Raw genomic sequence first — 11,558 nt, forward strand, 5'->3', positions numbered from 1 at the left:
CACTTGAACCGAAGGGGTCGTTCTGTTGGGCTCTGCATCGCACGCTGGCAGCCTCCCCACCCTACAGCCGCCGGTGATCGCGGTCGTAGGCCCCACCGCAGCGGGGAAGACCGCCCTCTCGGTGGCGCTGGCCCAAGCCCTGGACGGCGAGGTCGTCAACGCCGACTCGATGCAGCTCTACCGGGGCATGGACATCGGCACCGCGAAGATCACCGAGTCCGAGAAGCGCGGTGTCCCGCACCATGTCTTCGACGTCCTCGATGTCACCGAACCGGCCGATGTGGCCAGTTACCAGCGCCTCGCCCGCGAGGCGATCGCCGGCATCCGCGCCCGCGGGAAGCGCCCGGTCCTCGTCGGCGGCTCCGGCCTCTACATTCAGGCCGCGTTGGACGAGATGGACTTCCCCGGCACCGACCCCGAGATCCGCGCCCGCCTCGAAGCCGACCTCGAACGCGAGGGCTCGACCGCCCTCTGGGAGCGCCTCAAGGCCCTCGACGCCACCGCCGCGCAGGCCATCCTGCCCTCGAACGGCCGCCGCGTGGTGCGCGCGCTCGAAGTCGTCGAGCTCACCGGCTCCTTCACCGCGAGCCTGCCCGAGCCCAAGGCCCACATCGAAGCGGTCCGCATCGGCGTCGACCTCGACACGGCGGTCCTCGACGAGCGCATCGAGCGCCGCGTCCAGACCATGTGGGACGCCGGCCTCCTCGCCGAGGTCCGTGAACTCGAGTCACAGGGCCTGCGCGACGGCCGTACGGCGTCGCGCGCCCTCGGCTACCAGCAGGTCCTCGCGCACTTCGCGGGGGAGTACGACGAGGCCGAGGCCTTCCGCCTCACCGTGCAGGGCACGCGCCGCTTCGTGCGCCGCCAGCGCTCCTGGTTCAAAAGAGACGGCCGCATCGAATGGTTCGATGCGGCCGATCCGGAGCTCGTGCCGCGTGCCCTCGAGACGATCCGAGCGCACGCGGGCGTCGCCCGGCGCTAGGCGCGGGGGTTCGGAGCCGTGGTCTCCTTCGGGTCGGTCACGGCGACCGGCTCGAGGAGCTTGTTGATCTTCTCCAGGACCTCGTCGTCGAGCTTGACGCCGACGGCCTTGACGTTCTCCTGGACCTGCTCGGGGCGGGTGGCGCCGATGATCGCGGCCGAGACGTTCGAGTTCTGCAGCACCCACGCCAGGCTCAGCTGGGCGATGGTGAGGCCCTGCTCCTCGGCGATCGGGCCGAGCTGCTGGACCCGCTCGAGCACGTCGTCGTTCATCCAGCCCTCGACGAACCGCCCGAACTTCGGGTCGGCGCCGCGCGAGCCCGCCGGAGCGGCCTGGCCCGGCTTGTACTTGCCGGAGAGGATGCCGCCGGCCAGCGGGGACCAGACGATCTGGCCGATGCCCAGCTCCTCGGAGGCCGGGACGACCTCGGCCTCGATGACCCGCCACAGGGCCGAGTACTGCGGCTGGCTCGACACGAGCTGGATCTTCAGCTCCTTGGCGAGCTCGGCGCCGGCACGGATCTGGTCGGCGGTCCACTCGGAGACGCCGATGTAGTGGGCCTTGCCGGAGTGGACCACGTCCGCGAACGCCTGCATGGTCTCCTCGAGCGGGGTCTCGACGTCCCAGCGGTGGGCCTGGTAGAGCTCGACGCGGTCGGTCTGCAGGCGCCGCAGCGAGTTGTCGATGGACTCCTTGATGTGCTTGGCCGAGAGGCCGCGGTCGTTCTTGCCCGGGCCCATCGGCCAGTAGACCTTGGTGAAGATCTCCAGCCCGTCGCGGCGCTGGTCCTTCAGCGCACGGCCGAGGACTTCCTCAGCGGCGCCCTGCGCGTAGACGTCGGCGGTGTCGAAGGTGGTGATGCCGGCGTCGAGGGCGGCGTTGACGCACGCGACGGCGGCGTCCTCTTCCACCTGCCCGCCGTGGGTGATCCAGTTGCCGTAGACCAGTTCGGAAATGACGAGGCCTGAGCGGCCGAGATGACGAAACTCCATGCGAAAGAGATTACCTGCCGAGCGGCTAGCGTCAAAGCCTCCAAGATCACAGAGGATGCGCGCACGCTGTGCGTTTACAGTGGCCCGTCGTCGATCGACACGGCCGCGTCCAGCGTGCGCAGCGCCTCGGCCCGATCCACCCGCACCGGCACGATCTCGTTGCCGTCCAGGCCGAGTGCGCCCCACGAGTACCCGTCGGAGGCGAGGAACCCGGACGGGTGCACCTCGACGCGCTGGTAGCGCGGGGGCACGACCACGCGCCCGGTCTTGTGGACGACGAGCACGCGCCCGCGCTGGGAGGCGACGGCGACGCCGTTGACGAATCCGGTGACGGTGCGCCCGTCCGTGGTCGGGCTCTCCATGGAGCTGTAGAGCATCGGCACGACGACGGTGCCGGTGCGGTCGATCGCGCCCCAGTCGGCCTGGCACACGGCCGCGACGCCGCCGCGGAAGTCCCCGGCCTGGCTGAACGCGGCCTGCACGACGGGCCGCCCGTCCGCGCCGAGGTAGCCGAAGCGGCCGGTCTGGGGGTCCTGGAACCGCTCGGGCGCGGGGTGGCCGGCGCGTTCGGGCCAGCCGCGCGGCGACGGCCCGAACCCGGCCTTCGCGGCGTGCTCCTCGATGAGCGAGAGCGCGGTCTCGACGATCTGCATGACGAACCCGTGCGGGTTCTGCTCGGAGGCGCGCTGCACGTGGATGAGCGATTCGGTGATGCGCCCCTGCGCGATGCACGAGAGCCCCGCGTAGGCCCGCACCGCGCCCGTGAGCGTCCGGGGCAGCTCTCCGGCCTCGGCGAGGGCGAACAGCTGGTCGGCCTCCTCGTAGCGGCCCCGCACGCGCAGCACCTGCGCGAGGCGGGCCCGTGCGGGGGCCAGGAGCAGGTCGGCGCCGACGGCCTCGGCGTACTTGACGGCGGCCGCGGCGTCCACCTCGGCGCCGTCGAAGTCGCCGAGCACGCGCAGGATCACGGCCCGCACGCCGAGCAGCCGGGACTGGTCGGCCTCGGCGGCGGCCCGGGCGAGCCGCATCGAGGCCTCCTCGCGGAGGTGCTGGAGGGCTACGGTGTCGGCGATCGCGTGCCGCATGGTGGCGCGATCGAGTGGGCCGAGGGCGCGGAACAGCCCCGCCCGCAAGTCCGCCGCGACATCCACCACGTTGACTACTTTCCGGGGTCAGAGAGGGCTACGACATTTCGAGGGTAAGCCATGGACGACCCGGGGACGACAGCAGAACGATCCCGGGCCGGACCGGTGCAAAGGCGGACGGGTCGGGCAGACCCGTCACACCTTACTTGACGACCTTGCCGAGGTCGTCTTCCTTCGCCTTGTAGCTCATGCGGGGGCGCGGGTTGCGCATCGAGCGGGGCATGATGCTCCGCTGGATCGCGTACCAGTAGAGGCCGCCCTTGCGCTGCTCGGACTTCGGGAAGCGCTTCGACACGATGCGCTTCACGCGCCGCGAGAGCAGCACCGACTCGAGCACGATGACGGCCGTCAGCGCGATGAGCGCGATGAACAGGTAGCTCTGCAGCTGCACCGAACCGGAGGTCGAGAGGATCAGGATGCCGAACGCGCCGAACATGTAGTACTGGCCGAAGGACCAGCGCGAGTCGACGATGTCGCGCACGAGCAGCCGCTCGGCGCCGCGGTCGCGGGGCAGGTGGTACTTGTCGAAGAGCGGGTCGCCCTTCCACTGGCCCTCGGCGATGCGCGCGCGCTCGTTGCGCATGTCCTCCCGGGCCTGCTTCTTCTGCTCCTTGGTGAGCGGGCCGGCCTTCTTCTGGGCCTCCCGCTTCTCCTTCGCCGTCAGCGGCGGGTTGACCGGCGGGCGCGCCTTGGACTGGTTCGGCCGCTTGGGAGTGGCCTTCCCCTTCTTGTCGGTGGCGGAAGCCGTCTGGGTCTCCTCGGGAGCAGGTGTCTCCGCCTGCACGGACTTCTTCGCCACGGACTTAAGGCCTTCCTCGACTCGCTGCGGGATGCTGCTCCCCAAGCATACCTACGCGTTCTCGACCGGCTCCGTCTCAGCTCGTCCGCAGGCTCACTTGCGGCTTGCAGGCTGCGCCGAGGCCGGGGCCGGCCGCTCGATCTTCGCGCCGAGGCCGAGGAGTTTCGCCTCGAAGTTCTCGTAGCCGCGCGTGATGTAGCGGTCGACGCCGTAGACGCGCGAGGTGCCCTCGGCGGCCATCGCGGCGATGAGGTGGCTGAACCCGGCGCGCAGGTCCGGGATCTGCAGGTCGGCGGCGTGCAGCTTCGAGGGCCCGGCGATGACGGCCGAGTGCAGGAAGTTGCGGCGGCCCCAGCGGCACGGCGTGCCGCCCAGGCAGTCGGAGTACAGCTCGATGTTGGCGCCCATGCGGCGCAGCTCGGAGGTGTAGCCGAAGCGGTTCTCGTACACGGTCTCGTGCATGATCGACAGGCCGTCGGCCTGGGTGAGCGCCACGACGATCGGCTGCTGCCAGTCGGTCATGAGGCCGGGGTGCACGTCGGTCTCGAGCGCGACGGGCTTGAGCGGGGTGCCCGGGTGCCAGAAGCGGATGCCGCCCTCGATCGGGTCGTCGTCCACCTCGTACGCGCCGCCGATGGAGCGGAACACGTTGAGGAAGGTCATCATGTCGGCCTGCTGGGCGCCGCGCACGAACACGCTGCCCTGGGTGGCGAGCGCCGCCGAGGCCCACGACGCGGCCTCGATGCGGTCGGGCAGGGCCCGGTGCGAGTAGCCCTTGAGCTCGTCCACGCCCACGATCTCGATGACGCGGTTGGTGTGGACCTTGATGATCGCGCCCATCTTCTGCAGGATGCAGATGAGGTCGATGATCTCCGGCTCGATCGCGGCGTTGCGCAGTTCGGTGGTGCCCTTGGCCATCACGGCCGTGAGGAGCACCTGCTCGGTCGCGCCCACCGACGGGTACTCGAGCTCGTAGCGGATGCCGTGGAGGCCGTTGGGGGCCGACAGGTGCGTGCCGTCGGCGCTCTTCTCGACGACCGCGCCGAACTTGCGGAGGGCGTCGAGGTGGAAGTCGATGGGGCGGCCGCCGATGTTGCACCCGCCGAGGTCGGGGATGAAGGCGCGGCCCAGGCGGTGCAGGAGGGGCCCGCACAGGAGGATCGGGATGCGGCTGGTCCCGGCGTGGACGTTGATCTCCTCGACGCCGGCGGACTCGACCGAGGTGGGGTCCATGTACAGCGTGTCGCCGTCGAGCTCGACGTCGACCCCGTGGACGCGCAGCAGGCCCGTCACGACCTCCACGTCGCGGATCGCCGGCACCGAGCGCAGGACCGAGGGGGAGGTGCCCAGGAGGGCGGCGACCATGGCCTTGGAGACCAGGTTCTTCGCACCGCGGACCAGGACCTCGCCTTCGAGGGGGGTGCCGCCGTGGATGATCAGCATGTCCTCGGAAGGCGCAGCCTCGACACGGGCGGTTTCGGAAGGTGTGGATTCGGGGGTGGCGTCGGTGCTGCTCAAGAGGTCTCCTCGGTGGGTGGAGTTCTGGGACTGAAGCCGGGAACTTGGAGTGCGGGCCGCATCGCGCCGTACGCCTGGGGTTCACACTCCGGGCCGCGCCTGCAAGCCGTTAATCTACGCGGCGGACCAACGATAACGGAACGGCCACGGGAAAAACTCCCAGGTAGCGACATAACCCACGGTGATCATGCGCACCTGGCTCCGCATCCGGAAGCCGTGAACGGACGGGCCGTGCAAGGCGTGTGCCGAACGCCCGCGCGGGCCGAAGCGCGCCCTCAGAAGACACGCCGCGGCCCGCGACGGGGGTTGCATCGGTGCGGCGCGCGTTACGGCAGCGCGAGCATCCGGTCGAGCGCCTCGCGCGCGTGCGCGGCGGTCGCCTCGTCCACGGTGATGGTGTTCGGGACCCGCCCGGCCACGAGCTCTTCGAGCGCCCACACCAGGTGGGGCAGGTCGATCCGGTTCATGGTCGAGCAGTAGCAGACCGTCTTGTCCAGGAACGAGATCTTCTTGTCCGGGAACTGGTTCGCCAAGCGCCGCACCAGGTTCAGCTCGGTGCCGATGGCCCACGACGAGCCGGGCTCGGCCGCTTCGAGCTTCTTGATGATGTACTCGGTCGAGCCGACGTAGTCCGCGGCCTCGACGACCTCGTGCTTGCACTCGGGGTGCACCAGGATGTTGACCTCGGGGTCGAGGCGGCGCATCTCCTCGACGCACTCGAGCGTGAACCGCCCGTGGACCGAGCAGTGGCCCTTCCACAGGATGATCTTGGCGTTCCGCAGCTCCTCGTCGGTGAGGCCGCCGTTCGGCTTGTGCGGGTTGTAGAGCACGCAGTCCTCGAGCGAGTAGCCCATGTCGCGGACCATCGTGTTGCGGCCCAGGTGCTGGTCGGGCAGGAACAGGACCTTCTCGCCCTGCTCGTAGGCCCACCGCAGCGCCCGCTCGGCGTTCGAGGAGGTGCACACCAGGCCGCCCTCGCGGCCGACGAAGCCCTTGATCGCGGCGGTCGAGTTCATGTACGTCACCGGCACCGTCGTCTCGGCGATCCCGATGCGCTTGAGGTCTTCCCAGCACTGCTCGACCTGCGAGGCGGTGGCCATGTCGGCCATGGAGCAGCCCGCGGCCATGTCGGGGAGGATCACCCGCTGGTGGTCGCCGGTGAGGATGTCGGCGCTCTCGGCCATGAAGTGCACGCCGCAGAACAGGATGTACTCGGCGTCGGGCCGCGCGGCGGCCTGCTGGGCGAGCTTGAACGAGTCACCGGTGACGTCGGCGAACTGGATCACCTCGTCGCGCTGGTAGTGGTGGCCCAGGATGAAGACGTTGCCGCCCAGGGCCTCCTTGGCGGCGCGGGCGCGCTCGACCAGGTCGGGGTCGGAGGGCGCGGGCAGCTCACCGGGGCAGTCGACGCCGCGCTCGGAGCCGGAGTCGGTGCCGCGTCCCAGGAGCAGGAGCGCGGTCTGAGTGGAAGCAGGTTCGTTGAAGCCCGTCATGGCGGCAATGTTAATCCTTTTCGAGCCCTTCTCGGGACGCCTGAATCCGCCATCCGGACAAGCCGTCCACAGGGTGGGCGCGCCCCAGTGTCGGAAAGCGGTTACACCCAGCGTCCGGGCCTCCGCTAGGCTCTGGGTGTGCGCATCCTCATAGCTCCCGACAAGTTCGCCGGCACCATGAGCGCCGCCGAAGCCGCCGACGCCGTCGCCGCGGGCTGGCGCCGCGCCCGCCCCGGCGACACCGTGACCACGCTGCCGCTCGCCGACGGCGGCCCCGGCTTCGTCGACGTCCTCGCCCACGCCCTCCCCGGCGCGGTCCGCCGCACCGTCGAGACCTGCGACCCCCTGGGCCGCCCCGTCAAAGCCGACTACCTGCGCGACGGCGAGACCGCCTACATCGAGTCCGCCGCCGCGTGCGGCCTCCACCTCCTCGACGCCGCCGAACGCGACCCCCGCCGCACCACCAGCTACGGCCTCGGCCTCATCGTCGCCGACGCCGTCGAGACCGGCGCCCGCCGCATCGTCGTCGGACTGGGCGGCTCCGCCACCAACGACGCCGGAGCGGGGATGCTCACCGCGCTCGGCCTCACCCTCCTCGACGCGACCGGCGCCGCGCTGCCCTACGGCGGCGGCGTCCTCTCCGCCGCCGCCGGCATCGAAGGCCACGCCCGCACCCGCGGCGTCGAGTTCATCGCGGCCACCGACGTCGACTCCCCGCTCCTCGGCCCCCACGGCGCGACCTACATGTTCGGCCCGCAGAAGGGCGCCACCGGCACCGCGCTGCCGTTCCTGGAGATGTCCCTCTCCTCCTTCGCCGAACTCGCCGAACGCCGCCTCGGCCCGGTCGGCGCCTCCGAACTCCCCGGCGCCGGCGCGGCCGGCGGTCTCGGCTTCGCGTTCTTCCTCCTCGGCGGCCGCCGCGAATCCGGTGCGCGCCTCACCTGCGACGCCATCGGCCTCGACGCCAAGATCGCCGAAGCCGACCTCGTCATCAGCGGCGAAGGCTCCTTCGACGCGCAGAGCCTGCGCGGCAAGCTCGCCGCCGAAGTCGCCGCCGGCGCGGCCGCCCACGGCAAGCCCTGCCTGGTCCTCGCCGGCCGCTCCGACCTCACCGAGCTTTCCAACGACGTGCACCCCGACCTCGCCGGCGTCCACTCCGTCGCCGCCCTCCTCGGCAGCCCCGAGGCCGCCATGCGCGAACCGGTCGAAGGCCTCACCTCCCTCGCCGAGAAGGTGGCGAAGGAATGGCCGGAGTAGGTACGGTCGAGGACTGGTCATCAGAACACGTCACCTGCGGGTGAGTGACCTCCGGACTGTGTCGCAGATTCCCTTCGCTCCGCGGTGGGAATAACGCCGACCCTCCACCCGTTGGGTACTGTTGACCTGTCGAAGGGACCCGATCGACTCGGATCTCGCACACACCACGAGGGAGTTGCTAGTGAGCGCCACTCAGCAGACCGATGACGTCAAGGACAACGCCACCAAGGTCGGCGTCGTGCTCACGGACGCGGCCGCTACCAAGGTCAAGGCCCTGATCGAGCAGGAAGGCGAGGAGGGCCTGCGCCTCCGCGTCGAGGTCAGCCCCGGCGGCTGCTCCGGTCTGCGCTACGGCCTGTACTTCGACACCGACGTGCGCGACGGCGACACCGTCCAGGACTACGAGGGCTTCGGCGTCGTGGTCGACAAGATGAGCATCCCCTACCTCATCGGCGCGAGCATCGACTTCGCCGACCGCATCGACGCGCAGGGCTTCACCATCGACAACCCGAACGCCCAGGGCTCCTGCGCCTGCGGCGACTCCTTCCACTAAGAGGGATCGGTTCGAGCTGTCGTTACAGAGCACCGTCAGCCCGGTCGATCTCCGGATCGGCCGGGCTGAGCCATGCGCTAGGCTGGCTGCTCCCACCACGGGCCCCACCGCCCGATCTCGATGCGCCAGCGGCGCTTCCATCCGACACATCATTCGCGTCCCCGACTGAACGAGGACAATCCCAGTGCCACTCGTCTTGCAAGGCATGAAGACCGCCGTCACCGGAGCGACCGCTGAGACGGTCGGCCACGGCATGACCCGGCTCGGCCAAGAGCCGGTCGTGATCGACGGCGACGAACTCGACCTCATCGAGGTCATGGAGCGCGGCGGCACCCTCCGCCTCGTCCACATCGGACCCGGCGAGGCCAAGGCCATGCACGCCTACGCCGACCAGTGCCGCGACCTCGGCCTCGAGTTCAGCGCCGACCCCGGCGACCTCGAAGGCGACGAAGCCGTCGAGTTCCTCACCGGCGCCAAGTTCCTCGTCTCGACCCAGGAGCGCTACCAGCTCCTCCAGGCCACCACCGGCCTGAGCGACGACGAGATCCTCGAGCGCGTGCGCGTCCGCGTCACCACGCTCGACCAGGACGGCGTCGAGATCGCCGGCCACGACATGGACCGCATCCGAGTCCCCTTCGCGCGCAACCGCGAGATGATCGACCCCGCCGGCTCGGCCGACGCCTTCACCGCCGGCCTCCTGGCCGGACTGGGCTGGGGCATGGGCCTGCGGCGGGCCGCCGAGGTCGGCTCCCAGATGACCGCGCTGGCCCTCGAAACCGTGGGGCCGCAAGGGTATGCGGTCAACCCGGTCGAGTTCGTCCACCGCCTGGAGCAGTCCTACGGACCGGCCGCCGCGGCTGAGGCGTCGGCGTACCTCCTGCCGGATTGAGTCCACGAGCGCAATGGAGTGTGGACGCGCAGTGATCAAGCGTCCCTAGGGTGCACAGCGGAAACACGTGTCTCATTAATTGGGATTCCGCAGGCAATACGGACGAAATAATTGCAGCCCAAGGTCTCCGACAACCGTCTGCATGGTAACGATTTCACAACGCACTCTATCTTTTGATGGTGTTGTGCGCCATGGTGTGAGTTATCCCACGACCCACTCACACGCTCTGGAGACCCTCGTGAAACGAATGCGAATGACGGTGGCGGCGCTTGCCGCCGCCGGGATGACGGTGGCGACCGCCGCCTGCGCCGGAGACGAAGGCGACGTCGACGGTGAGGGCGGCGGCAGCGGCGGCGCCGTCAACATGCAGATCGGCGAGATCCGCAGCCTCGTCCCCGGAGGCTCCGGCGAGTCCGAGGGCTACCGGATCATCAAGAACGTCTACGACGGCCTCGTCTACTACGACCGTGAGACCGGTGAGCCGAAGAACCTGGTGGCCGAAGGAATCTCCTCTCCCGACAACCAGACCTGGACCATCAAGATCAAGGACGGCCTGACCTTCCACAACGGGGAGCCGGTCAACGCCGACGCGTTCATCCGCTCCTGGGACCGCACCGCCTACGCCTCCAACTCGCTCCCGCTGAACTACTTCTTCGGGACCTTCGAGGGCTGGGCGGAGATGAACCCCGACCCGCTGCCCGAAGACCAGTGGGCCGACCCCGAGGTCCCCGAGTGGGCGCCGATCGAGACCACCCACCTCTCGGGCGTGACCGCGGTCGACGACCTCACCATCGAGGTCAAGCTGACCGCGCCCTTCATCGGCTTCCCCACGATGCTCGGATACGAGGCGTTCTACCCGGTGGCCGAGGAGTGCCTGGCCGACCTCGAAGCCTGCGAGGCCAAGCCGATCGGCAACGGCCCCTTCATGTTCGAAGAGCCGTACGACGTCGAGAACGGCGGCACCGTGGTCCGCTGGGAGGACTACAAGGGCGACATGCCCGCTCAGATCGACCAGGTCAACTGGAAGGTCTACCTCGAAGGCGACGACTGCTGGGCGGACTTCCTGACCGGTGACATCGACGTCTGCCGCCCGACCGCGGCCGACTACGAGAACGCCATGAACGACCCCGACCTGAGCGAGCGGCACATCCAGCAGGACGACCCGAGCATCCTGATGCTCGGATTCCCGCTCTACGACCCGAAGTTCCAGGACGTCAACCTGCGCCGCGCCTTCTCGATGGCCATTGACCGCGAAGGCGTCGCGAACGTGGTCGGCCCCGAGCGCTTCTACCCGCTCGACCAGTGGGTCCCCGACTCCATCCTCGGCGGCGGCACGCACTCCTGCGGCGAGTACTGCGTCTACGACCCCGCCGCCGCCGCCGACCTGCTCGCACAGGCCGGAGGCTGGCCCGAGGGCGAGAAGCTGAAGATCTGGGTGAACGACTCCAACGACAACGTCGACATCTTCCGCGCCATCGGCGACTCCATCAAGGACAGCCTCGGCATCGAGTACGAGCTCGTCACCATGGACTTCCCCGAGTTCCTCGCCACCCGCGAGGAGCACAACCTCGACGGGCCGTTCCGCTCCGGCTGGGGCCCGGACTACAACCTCAACGAGAACTACCTGGAGCCGATCTACGGCGGCGGCCCCTCGGTCAACGACCAGGGCTGGGAGAACGCCGAGTACGACGCCAAGATCGCCGAAGCGGGCTCCGCGGCGACCCTCGACGAGGCCGTGGCCCTCTACGCCGAGGCCGAGGCGATCCTCGCCGAGGACATGCCGAGCGTCCCGGTCTTCGGCGAGCGCTTCAACTACTTCTACACCGACCGGCTCGAGAACGTGTACGTCCACCCGATCTACAGCGGGCCGGGCGGCGACTGCGAGCTCCGAGAAGTCACCGTCGTCGAGTAGCGCCTACAACTGAAGACC

General features: G+C 69.5%; 10 protein-coding genes. 5 read left to right on the top strand and 5 right to left on the bottom strand.

Going from position 1 to position 11,558, the window contains the following annotated elements:
* Positions 1-73 precede the first annotated feature (73 nt).
* Positions 74-982 (top strand): tRNA (adenosine(37)-N6)-dimethylallyltransferase MiaA, encoded by a 909-nt coding sequence (gene miaA, locus AB0K52_RS02120; protein WP_363524848.1) that lies wholly within the window; start codon positions 74-76, stop codon positions 980-982.
* Here the strand turns inward: miaA and AB0K52_RS02125 are convergent.
* The 5 genes from AB0K52_RS02125 to nadA all read right to left on the bottom strand — a co-directional run bounded on the left by AB0K52_RS02125 (position 979) and on the right by nadA (position 6,929).
* Positions 979-1,974, bottom strand: coding sequence for an aldo/keto reductase family protein (locus tag AB0K52_RS02125; RefSeq protein ID WP_363524851.1), 996 nt, complete (start codon positions 1,972-1,974; stop codon positions 979-981). The two genes, miaA and AB0K52_RS02125, sit on opposite strands and share 4 nt — an antisense overlap.
* A 74-nt stretch (positions 1,975-2,048) precedes the next feature.
* Positions 2,049-3,128 carry a WG repeat-containing protein gene (locus AB0K52_RS02130; RefSeq protein ID WP_363524854.1) on the bottom strand — a complete coding sequence of 360 codons (1,080 nt, stop codon included), beginning with the start codon at positions 3,126-3,128 and terminating at the stop codon, positions 2,049-2,051.
* Between the two features lie 133 nt (positions 3,129-3,261).
* Entirely contained in the window at positions 3,262-3,918 is a 657-nt protein-coding gene (locus AB0K52_RS02135; RefSeq protein ID WP_208495204.1) for a DUF3043 domain-containing protein, read from the bottom strand.
* Between the two features lie 93 nt (positions 3,919-4,011).
* On the bottom strand, positions 4,012-5,361 hold the full coding sequence (gene murA, locus AB0K52_RS02140) for a UDP-N-acetylglucosamine 1-carboxyvinyltransferase (RefSeq protein ID WP_363525051.1): 1,350 nt from the start codon (positions 5,359-5,361) through the stop codon (positions 4,012-4,014).
* Positions 5,362-5,762: 401 nt separating this feature from the next.
* Positions 5,763-6,929, bottom strand: coding sequence for a quinolinate synthase NadA (gene nadA, locus AB0K52_RS02145; RefSeq protein ID WP_363524858.1), 1,167 nt, complete (start codon positions 6,927-6,929; stop codon positions 5,763-5,765).
* Between the two features lie 138 nt (positions 6,930-7,067).
* On the opposite strand from nadA, the gene AB0K52_RS02150 reads away from it, so the two are divergent.
* The 4 genes from AB0K52_RS02150 to AB0K52_RS02165 all read left to right on the top strand — a co-directional run bounded on the left by AB0K52_RS02150 (position 7,068) and on the right by AB0K52_RS02165 (position 11,540).
* On the top strand, positions 7,068-8,186 hold the full coding sequence (locus tag AB0K52_RS02150; protein ID WP_363524861.1) for a glycerate kinase: 1,119 nt from the start codon (positions 7,068-7,070) through the stop codon (positions 8,184-8,186).
* A 181-nt stretch (positions 8,187-8,367) separates the two neighbouring features.
* Complete coding sequence (gene erpA / locus AB0K52_RS02155) at positions 8,368-8,739, top strand: iron-sulfur cluster insertion protein ErpA (RefSeq protein WP_208495201.1); 372 nt, start codon at positions 8,368-8,370, stop codon at positions 8,737-8,739.
* Between the two features lie 184 nt (positions 8,740-8,923).
* Positions 8,924-9,628, top strand: a complete 705-nt coding sequence (locus tag AB0K52_RS02160) for a PfkB family carbohydrate kinase (protein WP_363524864.1) — start codon at positions 8,924-8,926, stop codon at positions 9,626-9,628.
* Between the two features lie 247 nt (positions 9,629-9,875).
* Complete coding sequence (locus AB0K52_RS02165; RefSeq protein ID WP_363525054.1) at positions 9,876-11,540, top strand: ABC transporter substrate-binding protein; 1,665 nt, start codon at positions 9,876-9,878, stop codon at positions 11,538-11,540.
* Positions 11,541-11,558: the final 18 nt, after the last annotated feature.

The organism is Glycomyces sp. NPDC049804 (assembly GCF_040674615.1).
Taxonomy (GTDB): domain Bacteria; phylum Actinomycetota; class Actinomycetes; order Mycobacteriales; family Micromonosporaceae; genus Glycomyces; species Glycomyces niveus.

Excerpts from the sequence above, each read along its gene's own strand:
- nadA (WP_363524858.1), bottom strand. The coding sequence starts at position 6,929 with ATGACGGGCTTCAACGAACCTGCTTCCACTCAGACCGCGCTCCTGCTC.
- AB0K52_RS02125 (WP_363524851.1), bottom strand. The coding sequence starts at position 1,974 with ATGGAGTTTCGTCATCTCGGCCGCTCAGGCCTCGTCATTTCCGAACTG.
- murA (WP_363525051.1), bottom strand. The coding sequence starts at position 5,361 with ATGCTGATCATCCACGGCGGCACCCCCCTCGAAGGCGAGGTCCTGGTC.
- AB0K52_RS02165 (WP_363525054.1), top strand. The coding sequence starts at position 9,876 with ATGCGAATGACGGTGGCGGCGCTTGCCGCCGCCGGGATGACGGTGGCG.